Origin of the sequence: Phormidesmis priestleyi ULC007, from assembly GCF_001895925.1 — a bacterium.
Lineage (GTDB): Bacteria > Cyanobacteriota > Cyanobacteriia > Leptolyngbyales > Leptolyngbyaceae > Phormidesmis_A > Phormidesmis_A priestleyi_A.
The window spans coordinates 162089-181889 of the sequence record NZ_MPPI01000008.1; the positions used below are offsets into that span (position 1 = coordinate 162089).

Consider the following 19801-nt stretch of genomic DNA (forward strand, 5'->3'; position numbering starts at 1 on the left):
TCCTCTAAGTCAAACGATCGGGGTCAACTCCCAACTTTCGCAACTCAGCCGCCAGCGTCTCTGCTCGTTGACGTTCTTGGTCTGCTCGTTGACGTTCTTGGTCTGCTCGTTGACGTTCTTGGTCTGCTCGTTGACGTTCTTGGTCTGCTCGTTGACGTTCTTGGTCTGCCTGTTCTGCACTCCAAAGCAGCAGATTGCCAGAGGCATCCCACCAGCGCAGCCAGTTTGCGGTCTGTCGGAGACGCTCCCCTGACCAGATTCCTAAAAACAGATTTAACTCAGGAATCCACACCCGTCTCTGCTCATCGGCTTCCTGCATTGCATAGCGTCTGTTTTGCAGGCACCGCACTTCTAGACTAGGTTCATAGGGATCGTAGGTGACATAGGTGGGCACTTGCAAAATTTGCTCATAAAAATAGAGCTTGCCGTAGGGAGGAGTCGATCGCACTGACAACTCGCCTCCTTCTTCTTGAGAGAGAAACTCCATTGCTATGGCAACAGGCGCACCGTCTAGGTTGGGAGTGTAGCTGCGTCGAATGGTGCCCTCTGCTATAGAATGCACTTGGGGCACATAAAACCAGTCTGGGGCTTTGACCACCGTCTTTTTGTTGACCGTAGCGACCAACCCAAAATTTGAGCCAATCAGCATTTCTGGCTGGATGTGCCCATTGGCTCCTAACGCATCGGTCAAGGCGGCGGCGAGGGGCGGTTGTTGAATATTTTCCACAGGGTCGTCTGGTAACACAAAGTCGGGTGGCAGAGCCTCCCAGGTGACGATCGGGTCTGTTTTGGCAGATGGAATTTGCAGAACCATAAGTTGACCCTTAATCAGAGACTAGTCGTCGCAGCCCTCTCAAGATATCTAGAGTTTAGCCAATTCATCTATCTCAGAGAGAGTCTCAATAAGCCGAAATTTCATCCACTCGGATTTCAATCAAGGTTTCAGCTTCACTAGAAGAACCAATCAAAACTCTAGCGCTAGTAGAAAAATGTAACAACGCAGTCGAGATCGCGACAACATGGTTTAACACACGCTGACTCATGGCCCGATCGGCTCCGTTAATCACAAGCGTTGGGGCAGTCGAAATCGTGGTGAAACACCATTCACAGTTGGTCAACAGCGCTTGGGTCACGCCATCACAAGATTCATAGAAATATCGACTAAGGGCCTCTTCGAGTTGCCGACCTAAACTGCTATCACTCTCTTCTAACTCAAGAGGTGGCAAGTCATCAAACGGAAGTGAAGTAGGATTCATAAGGTATAGAAGATACAACAGCTATCTCTATTAGGCCCAAGAGACGTGAGCAGACCGATCGGGCTGAGTCTATAGCAGCGCGAAATCGATTTCCAGAAAGTGCTGAGTTTTATTGCTATCATACGCATCAATTCTGCGATGGACAAGTCTGGGCTAAATGCTTTTGTATTCATCGTTACGTTGTGATTGAAGGATTTTCTGTACGGTGACTCTGCGTTCAATCTGGGCAGATCGCCAGGTAGGGTTTTCACGATCGCACAATCTAAACCCGAATTGGCAATTCTGCACGAAAATAGATTTAGCGTTAATCGGTTTAACTTTGAGTCAAGCTCAATCTTCTCGATCGCACTCTTCAACGTCGCGGGCTAAACCCCAGGAAACGCAGCTAATCCGAGCGAGGGCAAGTTTGCGGCAGACTGTCGCGAGCTATTCGCAGTATTTGCGATCGGCTAAAAATCCTGCTCTGCAAACGTCGCTCAAACCAGAACTCGATCGGCTTTCTGCCAACCTCAACAAGCTAGACAACGCTGTCGTGCGGATTGCGGTGTTTGGCTTGGTGAGCCGAGGCAAGTCTGCAATCTTAAATGCTTTACTAGGAGAGAAAGTTTTAGAAACGGGGCCGATTAACGGGGTAACGCTCAAACCGCAAGTGATTCGCTGGTCGCCAACCGGGGGGATTGTGCCACCAGAACGCGCGATCGTGCCTCAAGGTGCCAAGGTGCAAATCGAACTGATCGACACCCCCGGACTCGATGAAGTCGATGGACAAACGCGCGCAGACATGGCGCGAGACGTGGCAGAACAGGCAGATTTGATTTTGTTTATTGTCGCTGGAGATATTACTCGCACAGAATATAAAGCGCTCTGTGACCTACGACAAGCGCAAAAGCCGTTGATTCTTGTGTTTAACAAAATCGATTTATATCCCGATCAAAGTCGGCAAGCCATCTACGAAAGTTTGCAGCGATTGGGCGCAAGAACGGGAAGCGGCGCGCAGCTTCAAGAGTTGTTGACTGCCGATGAGATTGTCATGGTTGCAGCAGAGCCAGCGCCCTTGCAAATGCGCGTCGAGTGGGCAGATGGGCGCGTCACTCACGAATGGGAAACGCCACCGCCGCAGATTGATGAATTAAAGTACAAGATTCTCACTATTTTGAATCGGGAAGGCCGATCGCTGCTGGCACTCAATGCCCTCTTTCAAGCCAAGCATTCCGAGACTCGCATGGCAGAAGCGATCGTCGAAATTCGCAATGCTGACGCAGAGGCATTAATCTGGAAATTCACCCGATACAAAGCCCTAGCCGTCGGACTGAACCCGATCGCTATTCTCGATCTTATGGGTGGTGCAGTTTCAGATTTAGCGATGATTCGCGCCTTGGCTGAGTTATATGGGTTGCCCCTGACTCGCTATGAAGCAGGCAAATTGTTAAAAACAATTCTCATTAGCTCTGGTAGTTTGCTGTTGAGCGAAATCGGAAGCGGCATCTTGCTAGGAATGGGCAAGAGTGTTACGGCGATCGCGACCAGCACAGACACCTCAGCCGGGTTTTCAGCATTGGCGGGTGTGGCGATCGTCCAAGCTGGAATTGCAGGCTACGGGTCATATGCGGTCGGTCGTGCAGCCCAAACTTATCTAGAGCAGGGCTGTACGTGGGGTTCGCAAGGTGCCAGCACGGTGATTCGTGAGATTCTCAACCAGGTCGAACCCAACACCATTATTTATCGATTGCGGCAAGAGCTCATGTAATATGCGGCAGACCGCCCTCACCCTAAATCCCTCTCCCTAAGGAGAAGGACTTTGAATCTGGCTCCCTTCTCCCCAGGAAGAAGGGTTGGCGAGATCTTCGACCCGCTTCGCGAGGAGGGTATTCTAGGCTACTTATCGCTGCACACGCCTAAGCTTTTTCCCAAATTGCCCGAATCTCATCAGGCAGGAAATTGGCAACTTCTTGAATCCGCCCTTCAGACAACTGATCTTTAGTCGCTGAGAAGACTGCCTCGACTGCTACCTCTGGAGGAATCGTGACCGCTAAACCCGCTTCTTGACGAATGCGGAATAAAAACGTGCTGGATTTGATTTTAAGCGGTGGACGAACGCGACTGAGAAAATGCACGATCGGGTTTGTGTCTTCCCACAGGTCTGCAATTTCAGTGGCGATCGGAGTCGCGGCATAAAGCGTTTTGTCGGTGTTGCCTGCTTCCATCGGCTCATGCAATTCTTCAGCGACGTGATCGACGGCTTCGTTGGTCATCATGTCGCGCATTGTGCGAAACACCACTTCGGTAATGTCTCTCGCGTCATAGTGTTCCTTCAATCCAGTTTTGACCATTACCTTTTCTAAGAACGGCAGATCTTTGCTATAAACCGGAGCTGCCTGACCCCGATTCATATTTTGGGGAGGATTTGCCTCCATCTCCGCCAGCATTTTTTCACCTTTCTCGGTCAGTTCTGCTTTTTTAAACTCGATTAGGTGAGGCAATGGGCCATCGGGTGCGCCGTAGGTGTTGGCAATTCTCAGCCCAAACTCTTCTGCATTCACCACGTTGGGAACATCCTCTTGGTTTCCATAAGCGTTGCCCGAAAATTCGGCATTAATATATTGCCGTTGATTGAGATAATCTAAGTGCCCTAAGAGGTCTGCGATCGACATCTCAATGCCCGCAAAATCGGCATCTGTAAAGTTCACGGGATCAGGGCCGGGAACCCGATCGCTATCATGAATCTTTTTCAACATGATATAAACCACATCATCTCGAATAGCGATCGGCATAACAAATCTCCTGTATTAAATGCTGTTGAAAGTGTAGTGTTTTCAACATCAAAACTATTACGCAATAGTGTTGATCCCTTCATCTATCAGGAGTGACATTGCTAAAACTGAGATTTATATCATCAGGCAGATTAATTCTCTAAATTAGGCGAAATCGCCCGAATAAGGTAAAGCTAAAGAAATATAAAAGGCTGAGAAACAATCACAGCAATCAACGATAAGGTAGACTCAGCCATCACTCCGCAATAATTCTAAAACAGATGTACTTATGGTGAACTATCAGTCTAATCCTGAGACCACTTCAACATCCGCGCTATCGGGCGAAGACCTGGTGGGCGGTGCCAATGGCATCAACATTAACGAGGTGATTGAGACGGTCATTAACAGTCTTGACCAAACCAATAGCGCTATGGTCAGCCACAATGACAGTGGAAATGTCTGGAAGTTTAAGTATGGCAGCGTCGAAGTGTTTGTGCAGCTAACAGGCACAACTGATGATGATATGTTTACGGCTTGGGCAACGGTTCTCGCATTACCCGCTAAAAATGAGCCGCAGTTAATGAGAAAACTGCTAGAGATGAACTGGAAAACCACATTTGAGTCTGCGTTTGCAATTTTTGAGAATCAGGTTGTTGTCTTGTCAAGCCGCACGGTGGCTGAGTTATCGCCAGGGGAGATTTCGCGATTGATCACGGTGGTGGCCACGATCGCGGATGACAATGATGATGCTTTACAAGCAGAGTTTGCAGGTTAAATAATTACAGGGGCGATCGCTGACTAGAAAGGCGATCGTAAGCCGCAACAAAATCATCGGTTGTAATGTGAACCGCACTCGGATCGCTCAAACCCTGACTGCGATAGCGACGAACTGCTTCTAACGCAGCCTGGTTACTCAACAGGGCCAAGTCTGCCCCGTTCCAGCCTTCGGTTTGAGTTGCCCAAGTGTCTAGATCTATATCGGCTAACGGGCGATCGTGATTGTGCACCTGCAAGATCGAAAAGCGACTAGCTTGATCAGGTAAATCGACTTTGATCTGCAAGTCTAACCGTCCAGCCCGCAACAAGGCAGGATCGAGCGCCTCTGGGCGATTAGTCGCGCCGATCAGCAGCACATTAGAACACTCGTGTAAGCCGTCAAGTTCGGTGAGTAGTTGACCGACAACGCGATCGCCCACTCCCGAATCACCTTGATAACTGCCTCGTGCTGGAGCAAGGGTATCAATCTCATCAACAAACACAACGCAGGGGGCGGCTTGTCGCGCTTTCACGAAGAGTTCTCGCACGGCTTGCTCAGATGCCCCGACCCATTTGCTCATTAGTTCAGGGCCGTTAACCGCAATAAAATTTGCCCGCGCCTGAGACGCAACCGCTTTAGCCAGCAGCGTTTTGCCCGTGCCCGGAGGACCCCAAAGCAGAATGCCTCGTGGCGCTTTGGCTTTAGTGCGCTGATAAAGTTCGGGATAGAGCAGTGCCCCTTCAACCGATTCTTGTAAACTTTGTTTGACTGATTCGAGTCCGCCGATCGCATCCCAAGCAATGTTAGGTGACTCAACTTGTACCGATCGCAAGACAGCAGGTTTAATCTGCTTAATCGCCTCCAGAAAATCGGTCTGCGTCACGCTCATCGTGTGGGGAGTCGGCTGACTCAAAGAAGGCACCAGACGACGCAACGCAACATAAGCGGCTTTTTGACAAAGGGCTTTCAGGTCTGCACCAACCATTCCGCCAGCTAGATCCGCGATCGTATCCAAGTTGACCGTTGCATCTAACGACATGGCTCGCGTCAGAATACGAAGAATTTCTAATCGTCCTGCCCGATCGGGGATGCGGAATTGAATCTCTCGATCGAACCGTCCTGGGCGGCGCAACGCAGGATCGAGGTGTTCAGACCGATTGGTTGCGGCTAAGACAATCACGCCTTTAGTTTTGGCAAACCCATCCATTAAGCTCAACAGTTGAGCGACAACGCGCTTTTCGACCTCGCCCTCGACTTTGGAGCGATCGGGCGCGAGACTGTCAATCTCGTCAATAAATATAATGCAGGGCGCAGAGCGGGAGGCTTTTTCAAACAGACTTCGCAATCGCGCTTCGGCTTCCCCATAATATTTGCCCATGATTTCGGGGCCGACGATCGCGATGTAGTTTACGCCTAAATCTTCGGCTAACGCACGAGCGGTCAGCGTTTTGCCTGTGCCTGGAGGCCCGACCAATAGCACCCCGCACGGCGGTTCTAACCCAAGTTTGGTGAGCAACTCTGAGCGCTTCAGGGGCAATTCTACAAGTTCGCGCAGTTCTCTGACGATTTCAGAAAGTCCGCCGATGCCGCTCAACGACTCTGACGGATAACTATCGGCAGGCGGCGGCGTGATAATCACCTCACTGACTGATGTTGAAGGAGTCTGCTCATGAGAGGCGGGCGGGGATTCTTGACGAGAAGGGCGGACTTGAGTCCGGGTTTGCACATCCACCCGAAACCCCCCAGTGTCGCCTCTACCTTCTAAATCTCTGACCAACTCTAGGAGATCTTCAAATCCCCGATCGATGAACTCTTCAAATTCTTTTAAAAGATCGCTCATGTTAGTGTTACCGCCCCAGTGATTTTAGTATAGACATTCCTATCCTCAGCCGGGGCACTCCCACTACCGCAGAAATCATTCCCTGCCGACAAAAATTTTCTTATTCAACTCTTAACCGTTAATTATCAGGTTCATTAACTCAACAGACTATTGTTCATACTGATGTGTAAATAATTTCTCGTTTGCCTGCATAAATCTACCAGGCAGCGAATCGAATTGATTATTTGATGTAATCACTTCAGCAATTTGAACGTTATTTCCAAAGTTTAAGCCAAGTGAATGGCCTGCAATTAAATTGACTGCTGGATTTTAGGGTCTAGTTCTTTTCTATTGGATAAAATTTCATGAATAGTGACGTTTTGCCTCAAGCTTCTACCATTTTTGCCAATCCTGGTTTGACTACTGAGATTAGTGCTTCTCGCCAACTGGTGGCTTCTGCTCTAGATGCTCAAGTGCGCTCCGATCGTCCATCTCACCTAGTATCTCGTGGAGACAAAGACGTAATTATTGAGGGCTTCAACGGTGTAGGAACTGGGATCAATCCGTTAGAGGGGACGATCGCGAAAGCTGACACCCTCACATTTCAAGGAGAAGGATTGATTGCAAAATCAATGCTCTTGACTCAGCAGGGCGATCATGTAGTGATTACATTTGACAACATTAAAGATACGAAAGTCACATTAAAGGATTTCAAGCTAGAAAACTTAGACAACCTGCAAAAATCGACAGGTTCAACGGTTGACTTAAGCAATATTATCTTCAATGGGAAAAATAGCTCGACCGATAGTTTTGATGTCTTTAATGCTGATTGGCAGAAAAAGCAAATTTTTAATCGCAATAGTGTCACGTTTCTCAACGATTTGGATAACACGATTCAGGGATTCGATCGCTCCGATGATGTGATTAACGGTCAGGGAGGTGACGATCGCATCAAAGGCAAAGGCGGTAACGATATTCTGCGCGGCGGCGATGGCAATGATCTGATTCGCGGCGGTCTGGGCAACGATCAGCTAGACGGCGGTGCAGGCAGCGACACCTTTGTGCTGGCGCGAGGCGAAGGAACTGACACGATCAAAGATTTTAGTCTCAAAGATAAAGATCGAATTGCGCTGATTGGAGGATTAACTTTTGAGCAATTAGCGATCGACGCAGGCACGAATGCAAATGCCAACGATACGCTGATTCGAGAGGTTAACACAGGCGAAATTCTTGCCATTCTCAAAGGAGTCAAATCAACCACGATCGACGACACCGCTTTTGTTAGATTAGACGATGACTATCAAGCAATTTCAACTAACATCAGTCAACTAATAGGACGCGCTGTTCTTCCTGCCGCTACGTTTGCGACTGGGGCGACTTCTGGACAGTTTTTGACCCTCAACAATGACGGCACGATCGCAACGCTCAACGCTAATGGACAATCCGTTCCCTTCAACGGACAACCGACTCAAGGATTTTCTGCCGTCCTGCCCGGTGCAAAACCAGGAACCTATTTGGTGTTGGTCGATAATGGCTATGGCGCAAAGGCAAACTCTGCCGATTCGCTGCTGCGATTTTATGCGGTCGAGCCAGACTTTACGACGGGTAAAGTTTATCCGGTTAGCGTCAAGACGGGCGATCGCTTAGACAGTTTTACGAGTGATAGCCTGTTTCAACTCAACGATCGCAACAACATCCTCAAAGACTTTCAGACGATTGTTGCCGATCTCAACACCTATCCCGGTAGTGACAAACTCCAACCCGGCGGAATTCCAGTTGATCCTGCAATTAAAGCGGGTCGCTTGCTCACAGGCGCAGATTTTGACTTAGAATCGTTCCGGCGATCGAGCGATGGCACCTACTGGTTTGGCGAAGAATTCGGACTCTTCTTACTGCACACTGACGCAAAAGGCACACTTCTCGAAGCCCCGATTCCCACGCCCAACGCTTTGCCATTAAACACCCTCAATGGACAAGACCCGATCGTGATTGGGCACCGGGGCGTAAGTGGATTGCGACCAGAACACACGCTCGCGTCTTATCAGTTAGCGATCGACTTAGGCGCTGATTTTGTTGAGCCAGATTTGGTTTCTACAAAAGATGGGGTGCTAATTGCCCGTCACGAAGTCAACATCAAAGACACAACTGATGTTGCCAATCATCCAGAGTTTGCCAGCCGCTTCACGACCAAAACGATCGATGGCACTGCCGAAACGGGCTGGTTTGCCGACGACTTCACCCTCGCCGAGATCAAGACTCTGCGGGCAAAAGAGCGGCTTGCCTTCCGCGATCAATCGTTTAACGGTCAGTTTGAAATTCCGACGTTGCAGGAAATCATTGACCTGGTGAAAAAGGTAGAAACGACCACGGGCAAGAAAATCGGCATCTATCCCGAAACTAAACATCCGACCTATCACACGAGTGTAGGTCTAGCATTAGAAATTCCTCTAGTCAGCATTCTCAAAGCAAATAATTTTACCGATCCCAGTCGCGTATTTATTCAATCGTTTGAAGTGGGGAATCTGAAGGCGCTAAATCAGTTAATCGATGTGCCTCTGATTCAACTTTATGATGCTAGTGATGTGGCGCTAGACGGTTCACTGATTGAGATTCAGCCCTACGATTTTGTGGTGAGCGGCGACAAGCGCACCTACGCCGATCTGCGAACTCCTGAAGGGTTGGCAGAGGTGGCAACTTACGCCGATGGCATCGGGCCCTGGAAGCGGATGATTGTCTCAGTTAAAGGAGTTGATGCTAATGGCGACGGCATTGCTGATGATGTGAATGGTGACGGCACAGTGGATGATGCCGACAAGACCATCACCCCGCCCACGTCGCTGATCACCGATGCTCACAATGCAGGCTTGCTCGTCCATCCTTACACGTTCCGCAACGAGACGCGCTATCTAGCATCCGATTATAAAGGCGACCCAGAGCGAGAGATTCGGCAGTTTATTGGGTTAGGCGTAGATGGGTTCTTCACCGATTTTGCGGGCACTGGCAAAGCGGCGCGTGATTTTGTGACTCAGCAGTTTGTGCGATCGCCCGACAATCCTGCCTTTGCCAATCTCTCAGAAGCAGACAAAATTAAATCGGCTAATCTGCCTCGATCGAAAGGATTTGAAGGCATGGCACTCAACGCAACGGGCGACAAACTCTATACGATGTTAGAAGGCGCGATCGTCAGCGATTCAAATCAAAACCGATTGCTAATCAATGAGTTTGATCTCAAAACCAAACAATACACCGGAGAAACATTTTCCTATCGGTTAAACGCACCCGGACGAGCGATCGGAGACTTGACTGCGATCAATGATCACGAATTTATCGTGATTGAAAGAGACAGCGGACAGGGGAATGCGAGTGATCCGGCATTTACCAATCCTGCCCGGTCTAAAAAACTCTACAAAATTGATTTGAATGTGATCGATCAAGATGGCTTTGTCGAAAAAGAGCTATTAGCAGATTTGCTGAATATCTCTGACCCGCAAGCGATCGGCGGCAACGGCACCACAAACGGCGTATTTACCTTTCCCTTTACGACGATCGAAGATGTGCTGCCGATCGATGCTCAAACTCTGCTGGTAATCAACGACAACAACTATCCCTTTAGCGTCGGTCGGACTTTAGGACAGCCCGACAACAGCGAATTCATCGAAATCAAGTTAAGCAAGCCTCTCGATTTAAAGGTGCGTTAAGTTAACGTCAGTTCGGCGAGTTTTTTCGCTTCGTTCTCAGCGGCTTCTGCCCCCTAAATCCCCCATTTTGGGGGACTTCAAGCCAAAATCTCCGGTTCAAAGTCCCCCAATTTTAGGGGATTTAGGGGGGCTTCCCGAATTCATCATCGGAGCGAACCGCGTTTGTCGAACTCACGTTAAGTTACAGTGATCGTTGATTAATAATCGGCGTGGCAGAATGCGGGAATGAAATAGCTGTAGAGGTAGCACCCCCGTGCCTACCCCTGACGGCGGGCAACCACCGGGGGATTGCCCCTACTCAATTATCCCGCAATTTACTAAATGCCTTCAACCTGGTCACGATAATCAGTCGCCGTTAAAGCATCATCCAAATCGTCAAAATTGTTGACTCGAATTTTGAGCAGCCAACCTTCAAGGTAAGGATCGTCTGCAAGCTGCTCTGGCGCGTCAACCATTGCGGCGTTGCTCTCGATCACAGTGCCCGTTACGGGAGACTTTAAATCTTCGACCGCTTTGACCGATTCAACGGTGCCAAAGCTTTCCCCTTTTTCGACCGCAGTGCCCACGTCAGGCAACTCTAGAAACACAATGTCACCGAGTTGATCGATCGCAAAGGCACTAATGCCCACAGTGGCAATTTCGCCTTCAAGTCGTACATATTCGTGAGTGTCGAGATATTTCAGATCTTCGGGATATTCCATCGCTATTTAATGGGTACTCGATCGCTAAATTCAGCCTGTCTCAAAATCTTACCCTTGCCCGCACGTTTTTCAGCTAATCAAACTCTGGTGCCCATAGATCAACGACTTGCACTTCCCAGCCAGGAAGCAGATCGGGAACGGTCAGCACATCGCCATCACGAAGCGTGACGATCGCTTGCTCAGATCGATGAACCTCAACAGTACGATCGTCAGGGTTGATCAAAATCCCCACTCTCGTTCCCAACGATAAAAACTCTTGAATCTTGGTTCTAATCGCCTCTAAAGAATCGGTCGGAGACTTGACTTCTACGGTCAGATCTGGGGCGAGTTGAGCAAAAGACTTGGGGCTACGGCGCAGTCGTTCTGCCAGCACGAAGGAAGCATCTGGGGCCCGCAGGTCTGAATTGGGCAACCGAAACCCGGCACTAGAAGCCGCGATCCGTCCTAGTTTTCGGGGTCTAACCCAGTTTCCCAAAACTCGGATCACTTCGGCTGCCACTTCATCTGACTCATAGCCTGATGGACTCATAACCACAATTTCTCCCTTGATTAGCTCCATCCGCCAATCGGGATGATCTGCCTGCAACGCTGTTAAATCTTCAACTGTGAGAGACATACGACCTCCTAAAAGTTAGACTTTTTTGGCTCGATAAAACGGTCGCTTGACCACGATCGCCGGATAATTCTTTCCCCGAATCTCAACTTCGACAGATTGCCCCACCTGAGCCAGCGCGATCGGAACGTAGGCCAGCGCGATCGCGCATCCCACCGTCGGGGCAAGAGTGCCGCTCGTGACGATGCCGACTGCTTGACCGTCGTGCAGCACTGGGTAATGATGACGGGCAATATTGCGACCCTGCATTTGCAGCCCGACTAGCCGTTTGGTGACCCCAGATTTTTTTTGCTGCTCAAGCGCCGATCGCCCGATAAAATCACCTTTGGTGTCGAGGTGAACCAGCCAGCCCAATCCGGCTTCTAGAGGCGTGGTGGTGTCGTCGATGTCTTGCCCATAAAGTGCCATCGCCGCTTCTAATCGCAGGGTGTCGCGTGCGCCCAAACCACACGGAGTCACACCGGAGGCGAGGAGCGATCGCCAAAGCTCGATCGCGACTTCTGGGTCAAGCATTACCTCAAACCCATCTTCCCCGGTGTAGCCTGTGCGCGCCAGAAACGCGGGCTGACCCAAAACATTGGCTTCTAAATGTCCGAAGGCTTTAATGGGAGAGAGGTCAGCGTCTACCAATGCTTGCAGATGTCGTACGGCATCCGGCCCCTGCACGGCAATTAACGCTTTAGAGAGCGAATAATCTTCAAAGCTCATCTGACTGAGATCTAGATGTTCGAGCATCCAGGTTTTATCTTTCAGCGTGGTAGCAGCGTTGACAATGATCATCCAGCGCTGATCGCCATCCAAAATTCCCTGGTAATAGAAGATCAGATCGTCAATAATCCCACCTTCAGGATTCAGCAAAACCGTGTACTGAGCCTGACCGATTTGCAAACGGCTGAGATCAGACGGCACCAAGGTTTGGATTTGACTCAAAACATCTTTGCCCTTGAGCGCAAACTTGCCCATGTGCGAGATGTCAAACATGCCAGCAGCCGTGCGAACTGCTTGATGTTCTTGCCCAATGCCGCTAAATTGCACAGGCATTTCCCAGCCTGAGAAGCCAGTCATGCGCGCTCTGAGTTCGACGGCAAGCGCAAAGAGAGACGTTCGAGCTAGGAGGTCTGGGGTTTTGGTTGGGTCAGTCACAGCAGCGATCGTCCTCTCTATTTTTTATCCTTAAGCTAGCAGGGAAAAAAGAATTGATCCCGGATGCTGCCTTGATTAACGTCAGTTCGACGAGTTTTTTCGCTTCGTCAAGAGCGGCTTCTGCCCCCTAAATCCCCCATTCTGGGGGACTTCAAGCCAAAATTTCCGGTTCAAAGTCCCCCAATTTTGGGGGATTTAGGGGGCGCAATGGACTGGTAACGAAGTCGTCGAATTCACGTTGGATTGTGATCCCCCTTGACAATCTTCTTCTGTTTACCCCTTGTCAACGGCACCATACAGACAGACACTATTGATGGGAGTTGAAGTGGCAGCAACGAGGTTTCTTTGTGAAAAAAGTATTAGCAATCATCTTAGGCGGTGGAGCCGGAACTCGCCTCTACCCATTAACGAAGCAACGTGCAAAGCCTGCGGTGCCGCTCGCCGGAAAGTATCGCTTGATTGATATTCCAGTCAGTAATTGCATTAATTCAGAAATCTTTAAGATTTACGTTCTCACTCAATTCAACTCTGCTTCTCTCAACCGACACCTCACCAGAGCCTACAATTTCTCGTCTGGGTTTAACGATGGCTTTGTCGAAGTCTTAGCCGCCCAGCAAACTCCTGAAAATCCCAACTGGTTTCAGGGCACTGCCGACGCGGTGCGCCAATATGATTGGCTGTTTCAAGAGTGGGATGTGGATGAATATTTAATTCTCTCTGGTGATCACTTATATCGGATGGATTATCGCCAGTTTGTGCAGCGTCACCGCGATACGGGTGCTGATGTTACGCTGTCAGTCGTGCCGATGGATGAGCGTCGTGCGTCTGATTTTGGCTTGATGAAGATCGATCAGGCAGGGCGAGTCATCGACTTTAGCGAGAAGCCCAAAGGCGACGCGCTCAAAGACATGCAGGTCGATACTACAGTTTTAGGGCTGACCGCAGAGCAAGCGCAAGAAAATCCTTATATTGCTTCGATGGGCATTTATGTCTTTAAAAAAGAGGCATTAATGAAACTGCTGCGGCAAGATCTTGATCAAACTGATTTTGGCAAAGAGATTATCCCGGCTTCTGCTAAAACGCACAACATTCAAGCGTTTTTGTTTAACGATTATTGGGCTGACATTGGGACGATCGAAGCCTTCTATGAAGCAAACTTGGCGCTGACTCAACAGCCCAACCCTCCCTTCAGCTTCTATGACGACAAAGCGCCGATCTATACCCGCCATCGCTTTCTGCCGCCCAGCAAATATTTTGACTGCAAAATCACCGAGTCGTTAATCGGCGAAGGCTGCATTCTCAAAGACTGCCGCATTAGCCATTCAGTGTTAGGAGTGCGATCGCGAATTGAGGGCGGAGCTACGATCGAAGACACGCTAATCATGGGGGCTGACTTCTATGAAGACTATGCCGAACGGGAATCAGGACTCGCTTGTGACGATCCTCAAGTTCCGTTAGGCATCGGCAGAGACTCCGTAATCCGACGGGCCATTGTCGATAAAAACGCCCGCATCGGCTGCAATGTTCACATTGTCAACAAAGACCGCGTTGAAGAAGCCAATCGAGAAAATCAAGGCTTCTACATTCGCAGTGGCATTGTGGTGGTGTTAAAAAATGGGCTGATTCCCGACGGGACGGTGATTTAGCGTCAGTTCGACAGAAGCGGGTTGCTCCGGTTGTGAATTCGGGAAGCCCCCTAAATCCCCCAATTTGGGGGACTTCAAGCCAAAACTTCCGGTTCAAAGTCCCCCAGAATGGGGGATTTAGGGGGCAGAAGCCGCTCTTGACGAAGCGAAAGAACTCGTCGAACTGACGGTGATATAGGACTCCATTTTTCGTGGGTTTAAGCGATCGCTAACTGCGATCGTGCTGATTCATAAACTTGCCGCCCGATCGCCTCTGCCACGGGTTTCACACTCTCCGCTAAACGCACCATATCATCGAGAGTCAGCGCTTGACGAGCATCGGAGACAGACTGTTCGGGGTGAGGGTGACACTCGATGATCAGACCATCGGCACCACACGCGATCGCACCACGAGACAAATCAGCAATCAGTTCGCGCTTTCCGGCAGCATGGCTCGGATCGACGATGACGGGTAAGTGCGTAATTTGTTTGAGCGCAACAACGGCTCCTAGATCCAGCACATTACGAGTGTAAGAGTCAAAGCTACGAATGCCTCGCTCACACAGCACGACATTGGGGTTGCCGTGACTGACAATATATTCGGCTGCCATCACAAATTCCTCGATCGTCGCCGCCAATCCTCGCTTTAGCAAAACAGGCTTATTAGCTTGCCCAACCGCTTTCAGCAAATCGAAGTTTTGCATATTGCGACTACCAATTTGCAGCATATCCGCATAGGCGGCAATTTCTTCGATTTGCGCGATCGCCATCACTTCAGTCACTACGGGCATATTGTATCGGCGGCTCACCGTAGCCAAAATCTCTAGCCCCTCGATTCCCATGCCCTGAAACGCATAGGGTGACGTACGAGGTTTATAAACGCCGCCTCGCAAAGCTTGAACAGGCGCAAACTGGAGGTGACGAGCAACCGTTTCCATTTGCGTCAGGCTTTCGACTGTGCAAGGGCCGCCGATCATGACGATTTTTTGCCCACCGATCGCCACTTGATCAGAGAGATGAACGATCGTGTTCTGGTTAGATTGAGATTTAGCGACTAATTTTGCATCTTTCATGACATGAACTCCTAGATAATAAAAAAGCCCGAAACCTTTAAGTTCCGGGCTTGACGAACGTTTGCACGACAGCTTCACCCGGAAATGGCTGGGGTAAAAAAATAGAATCCAAATTGCCAGGAATTGAGGTGAAGCATCAGAGGAAATGAAACTGAATAGGACATTAAAAAACCGCAGAGGTTAGCCTGCGGTTCACTGGGGCGCTCACAACGAACGACATTCACCCCAAGTGAACCGCGTCGCGCCAAAAAAAGAAAAACGTGTTGTGAGACATAGAGGATAGGTCAGTCAAAAATTGATTACTCTGAACTTAACAGAGAGATTAGGGTGCGTCAAGTACCCAGGTGACGCGCAAAAGCAATATCTCAACCCTTAATGGCTGCGGTTTACACCAGTCAATCAAAAGCAGCCAGTCGATTACATTATCGGGCGCATCCGATTCCAGACTCGTTTGGCGCTACGAATGAGCCTGTTGCAACCGCCGTCGATCGCCTCCGTCGCCGCTTAAAATCGCTGTTAGCAGGGCTCTCTAGAGAATAGTTCTGAGAATTACTCAAAGATGTTAAGAAATATACCAAGAAAGAATGAAGAGATAAGGTTATGTTAGTAATAGGACTGTATTTACTAGTTAGATGCTCCGCTGCAAAGCTAGAAACTGAGTTTAATCGATCGCAAGTCTTGAGTGTATATCATTAGATCAGGTGTCGCTTCTAACACTCGCTCCAACGGTTTGCTGCTCTACATAATTCCGTCAAGAGTCATGAGCTTGAGAAATATTGAGTCTGTTGGTATTGATGACCTATCATAATTACACCTAGTAGTGCCATTGTTCTATAGGACTGAAAATGGCTTGACTTAGCTGAAGAGATCTCCTTCAGCGAGAGAGTTTTGGCACAACAATCTCACCCAGTAGAAAGCTACCCGATCGGGTACTGTCAGAACCTGAGTTGTTAGCTGAGAATCAAAACGTAATACAGACAACATCACAGTTATAAAAGCGCTGAGATTGTTGGACACACTTTGTCAACTAATGGCAATTGAAACTGCAATGGCAATGTCAACTGTAAATTTATACAAAGCGCGCTCGATTAGGCAACCAGTTCTTAGAGCAGGAATCGACCTATGTTAAGTGAGATGTTGAGTGTTCTTAGAGACTTTTTACCCTCACCCACGCCGTCAGTTCCGGCTCCTAATGTCTCTGTGGTAAGTGTCGTAGAACGGGCAGTAGGATTGGGAAACCGCGTCGGCAATGAGATCCGTGGATCGTTTATGGTGGCAGCCGTGAAAGGTAGCCGTCTAGATGCGATAGTGCGCTTTCAGGTGTGGGCAAGTCAGCCCGATGGAGTCAACACTGCCATTCAGAATCTGCATGAACAACTGTTAGCCGCAAAGCAAACCTTGCGCGGATTGGGGTTTCTTCGTCTCGACGCGACAGAAACCTCGTTAGCAGAATTTGATGCTGTTCTGAATGGGTGGCATAAAACCTGCGATTATAAGGTGCTTTATGAGTTCCGTTTCCAAGACAGCGATGGAGCAGAGAGCTTGATTGCTCGCATTCCGATCGCCGCCAACAGTGAGTATAACGAGTCTACTGTCGTCACCGATCGTATGGTGCGCTGGGATAACCAATCTGCTCCAACGCTGCGGCTGCAAGGACGCACCACCCTAGCTCGTCTCTCTGCGTTAGCGTATCTGCCCGAACCGTTGCCGAGTGGCAGTCTTACCCTAATTCGTACCTTCGATGGGGCATCGGGTTCACCCGACAGTTACCCCACGCTGACAGCCTTTCTCGCGGCGATCGCTGGAGCTAATCCAGCCACTCGTTACGGGCAAATCACCTTCGCGTCTGTGAGTGCGTTTCTCGCTGCATTCAAGAGTGAAGGAACTCCGATCGCACTCGGAGATTGGGACAGCAATGGCACTCCAGACCTGTATCAATCCCGATTGCTCGATTTTTCTCCCCCGGTTCAACTTGCCAGCGCTGACGATCGGCTAGAGATTGTTCCCTTGGACAATCCTTTAGATCAGGTTGCAGTAGTGTATTTGCAAGCCAGTTAGTTTTGAGAATCCACGCTCACTCCCCTATAGGAGGATAACGGAAAGATATGGCTGAAATGATCTTGCCAGGAGTTTATATTGAGGTCAGACCTGAAGGGTTAATCGTGCCGGGTCGGGTCACGGTCGGTAATGTTGGAATTGTTGGAACTGCCAGCAAAGGAGCGATCGGCAAACCCGTAGTTCTCGGTAGCTATGCCGAAGCCCGCGATCGCTTTGGTCTTTACGATGCCTGGAATGATGGGGCAAGTAAATTAACCCTCGTTCGAGCATTAGAGCAACTCTATAACAACGGTGCCACAACAGTGATTGCTGTGCGAGTAGCAGACGAAACAAAAGCGAAAGCATCCAGTTACTCCCTTAAATCAACTTCCGATACGGATGCGATCACGCTATCGGCAAAGAGTGCAGGCACCTGGGGAGATGGATTATCGATCAATGTGTTTGATGCGATCGAAGATGCCTTTGTTAGCGGCGAAAAGATCGATGTTGCCGCGGCAATGACCCTCAAACGTAAACCTGTTGTGCCCAATGCCCGAAACCAAATTGTGGTGAATGGACGACCTCGCAAACTCGTTTATACGGGGAGTGCTGTCTCCGGCGCTGTGAAGATCGACCCCGCAACAGGCGGACTCACGTTTCCTGCGGGTGAAGAACCGCAAGCGGGTGATACCGTTGAAGCAGCTTACTTGGTCAAAAGCGATCAGGCTGTGAAAGTGACACTGCGCTTCGGACGCGCCGAGGAGTCCTACACCACAGTAGACGTTAAAGATCTAGTGCATGACATCAATCGCCAATCGGCTTGGGTGCAGGCGAAGCTACTAGTTCCTATCACTGATCCAAAAGCGAGTGAATTACCCAAGAAAGGCGCTAAAAAGGATGATTTCGCCCTATTTTTGGGTGGAGATGATGGGGCGGACGGCGCGAACTACAGTGAAGGACTAGAAAAGCTGCTCGATCAGGATGTGCAAATTATTGTTGCGGCCGGACAGGATGATAGTTTTGGCGATGAGTTGGATGCTCACTGTCAGAACGCATCTACAGATACGATCAAGCGCGATCGCATTGCCGTAGTGGGCAGCAAAGCCGAAGCGGATACGAGCGACTCAACTGATCCCGTAACCGGACATACGTTAGCTAGCGATCGCCTGATCTTCGTCGCACCAGGAATCAAAGTGTTGGATAACGCAGTTACGCCGCCCGTAGAAGTGTCGCTGCCCGGAGCCTATGCTGCTGCTGCCGTTGCGGGCTTGCTAGCAGGCTTACCGCCCCACTTCAGCCCCACCAACAAAACCCTGCGCGTTGGGGGATTGGCAAAACTCTATAGCGATGCCGAATTAACCCAACTGTTGAAGAGCCGTGTGTTAGCCCTAGAGTCTCGTCAAGGCTTCCGCGTCGTGAAAGGCGTTACGACCTCGACGAATACTGCCTGGACGCAAATTACCACCCGTCGGATTGTTGATTTTGCTAAATATGGGGTGCGATCGGCAGCCAATTCCTACATTGGTTTGCTCAACAACGATCGAGTACGCGGCGCATTACGCACCACAGTTAATAGCTTTCTGGCTGAAATGGTCACCGATGAAAAACTGGTCAGCTATGACCTGAGTGTGACTGCCACCCGTGACCAAGAGCGTCAAGGCATTGTGCAAGTCACGATGACCCTGCGACCCACTTTCAGCATCGATTACATCAAAGTCACTATGTTCCTCGAATAAGGAGACGATTCAATGGCCTTGACCAATGTTTACACTGGCTCTAATGGAACGTTGACGCTGGCGAATGAAGACACCCCAGAAGGTCAAGACGCGAGCCTGGTGATTACTGCCTACCAAGTTCAAACTGTGGGGCGCGTGACAGGCGCACAGATTTGTGTCCAAACGGATCTCGAAGAGTTCCACGAAATTGGACGACGACACGCAGTTTCGCTGCATCCAGGTGACATTCACATCAGCGGCAAAATCGATCGTGCCTACATCAATGGCGCAATGCTGTTCTTATTGCAAGGACGAGGCTCTGCTCCCACACTGGTTGATGAAATTGCTAATCCCTATGTGCAGCCGACTTTTAACATGACGATCGCGCTCAAAGATCCGGCTTTTCCGGGCAATAGTGTCAGTCTAGAGGTCGGGAAAGTGAAATTTCAAAGCTGGTCTTATTCAATGCCAGAAGAAGACTTTGTGATGGAAAATGTCACGTTCAAAGCGGTCTCGATTCGGATCGTGGATGCAGAAGCCCCGGCAGGTGGCGGCGGTGGTGAACCCACAGCGCTAGTTCCACAATTTGGTGGCGGCACAGCAACCGCATAGTA

The 19801-nt window shown here is 49.7% G+C and carries 16 protein-coding genes; 8 read left to right on the plus strand and 8 right to left on the minus strand.

The window, feature by feature from the left end; translation table 11 throughout:
• Nucleotides 1-4: 4 nt before the first annotated feature.
• Both BRW63_RS09565 and BRW63_RS09570 read right to left on the minus strand, forming a co-directional pair.
• Nucleotides 5-814, minus strand: coding sequence for a Uma2 family endonuclease (locus tag BRW63_RS09565; RefSeq protein WP_073070664.1), 810 nt, complete (start codon nucleotides 812-814; stop codon nucleotides 5-7).
• Between the two features lie 85 nt (nucleotides 815-899).
• Nucleotides 900-1256, minus strand: coding sequence for a hypothetical protein (locus BRW63_RS09570; protein ID WP_073070665.1), 357 nt, complete (start codon nucleotides 1254-1256; stop codon nucleotides 900-902).
• 205 nt (nucleotides 1257-1461) lie between these two features.
• Between BRW63_RS09570 and BRW63_RS09575 the strand changes: the two genes are divergently transcribed.
• Nucleotides 1462-3003 (plus strand): GTP-binding protein, encoded by a 1542-nt coding sequence (locus BRW63_RS09575; protein WP_223257339.1) that lies wholly within the window; start codon nucleotides 1462-1464, stop codon nucleotides 3001-3003.
• 148 nt (nucleotides 3004-3151) lie between these two features.
• Here the strand turns inward: BRW63_RS09575 and BRW63_RS09580 are convergent, their stop codons facing one another.
• Complete coding sequence (locus BRW63_RS09580) at nucleotides 3152-4027, minus strand: DUF2267 domain-containing protein (protein ID WP_073070666.1); 876 nt, start codon at nucleotides 4025-4027, stop codon at nucleotides 3152-3154.
• 268 nt (nucleotides 4028-4295) lie between these two features.
• Here BRW63_RS09580 and BRW63_RS09585 point away from each other — a divergent pair, with 268 nt between their 5' ends.
• Nucleotides 4296-4781 carry a YbjN domain-containing protein gene (locus BRW63_RS09585; protein WP_073070667.1) on the plus strand — a complete coding sequence of 162 codons (486 nt, stop codon included), beginning with the start codon at nucleotides 4296-4298 and terminating at the stop codon, nucleotides 4779-4781.
• Between the two features lie 4 nt (nucleotides 4782-4785).
• On the opposite strand, the gene BRW63_RS09590 is transcribed toward BRW63_RS09585, so the two are convergent.
• Nucleotides 4786-6603, minus strand: coding sequence for an AAA family ATPase (locus BRW63_RS09590; RefSeq protein WP_073070668.1), 1818 nt, complete (start codon nucleotides 6601-6603; stop codon nucleotides 4786-4788).
• A gap of 344 nt (nucleotides 6604-6947) precedes the next feature.
• Here BRW63_RS09590 and BRW63_RS09595 point away from each other — a divergent pair, with 344 nt between their 5' ends.
• Complete coding sequence (locus BRW63_RS09595; RefSeq protein WP_073070669.1) at nucleotides 6948-10280, plus strand: esterase-like activity of phytase family protein; 3333 nt, start codon at nucleotides 6948-6950, stop codon at nucleotides 10278-10280.
• Nucleotides 10281-10597: 317 nt separating this feature from the next.
• On the opposite strand, the gene gcvH is transcribed toward BRW63_RS09595, so the two are convergent.
• The 3 genes from gcvH to gcvT form a co-directional block, all read right to left on the minus strand.
• On the minus strand, nucleotides 10598-10981 hold the full coding sequence (gcvH, locus tag BRW63_RS09600; RefSeq protein WP_317615807.1) for a glycine cleavage system protein GcvH: 384 nt from the start codon (nucleotides 10979-10981) through the stop codon (nucleotides 10598-10600).
• Nucleotides 10982-11054: 73 nt separating this feature from the next.
• Nucleotides 11055-11597, minus strand: a complete 543-nt coding sequence (locus BRW63_RS09605; protein ID WP_073070671.1) for a Uma2 family endonuclease — start codon at nucleotides 11595-11597, stop codon at nucleotides 11055-11057.
• A 15-nt stretch (nucleotides 11598-11612) separates the two neighbouring features.
• Nucleotides 11613-12737 carry a glycine cleavage system aminomethyltransferase GcvT gene (gene gcvT / locus BRW63_RS09610; RefSeq protein ID WP_073070672.1) on the minus strand — a complete coding sequence of 375 codons (1125 nt, stop codon included), beginning with the start codon at nucleotides 12735-12737 and terminating at the stop codon, nucleotides 11613-11615.
• 347 nt (nucleotides 12738-13084) lie between these two features.
• Between gcvT and BRW63_RS09615 the strand changes: the two genes are divergently transcribed.
• Nucleotides 13085-14383: a glucose-1-phosphate adenylyltransferase gene (locus tag BRW63_RS09615; RefSeq protein ID WP_073070673.1), complete on the plus strand. Its 1299-nt coding sequence runs from the start codon at nucleotides 13085-13087 to the stop codon at nucleotides 14381-14383.
• A 197-nt stretch (nucleotides 14384-14580) separates the two neighbouring features.
• Here BRW63_RS09615 and aroF read toward each other — a convergent pair whose 3' ends face one another.
• The gene (gene aroF / locus BRW63_RS09620) at nucleotides 14581-15435 is read right to left on the minus strand and encodes a 3-deoxy-7-phosphoheptulonate synthase (RefSeq protein WP_073070674.1); all 855 of its coding nucleotides are present in this window, start codon (nucleotides 15433-15435) and stop codon (nucleotides 14581-14583) included.
• Between the two features lie 375 nt (nucleotides 15436-15810).
• Here aroF and BRW63_RS28250 point away from each other — a divergent pair, with 375 nt between their 5' ends.
• From BRW63_RS28250 to BRW63_RS27220, 4 genes are all read left to right on the plus strand, one after another.
• Nucleotides 15811-15975 carry a hypothetical protein gene (locus BRW63_RS28250; protein WP_181314344.1) on the plus strand — a complete coding sequence of 55 codons (165 nt, stop codon included), beginning with the start codon at nucleotides 15811-15813 and terminating at the stop codon, nucleotides 15973-15975.
• A 582-nt stretch (nucleotides 15976-16557) separates the two neighbouring features.
• Nucleotides 16558-17493, plus strand: a complete 936-nt coding sequence (locus BRW63_RS09625; protein WP_073070675.1) for a hypothetical protein — start codon at nucleotides 16558-16560, stop codon at nucleotides 17491-17493.
• A gap of 47 nt (nucleotides 17494-17540) precedes the next feature.
• A complete protein-coding gene (locus BRW63_RS09630; protein WP_073070676.1) occupies nucleotides 17541-19208 on the plus strand; it encodes a phage tail sheath C-terminal domain-containing protein in 1668 nt (555 codons plus the stop codon).
• 12 nt (nucleotides 19209-19220) lie between these two features.
• The gene (locus BRW63_RS27220; RefSeq protein ID WP_083582805.1) at nucleotides 19221-19799 is read left to right on the plus strand and encodes a hypothetical protein; all 579 of its coding nucleotides are present in this window, start codon (nucleotides 19221-19223) and stop codon (nucleotides 19797-19799) included.
• Nucleotides 19800-19801 lie beyond the last annotated feature (2 nt).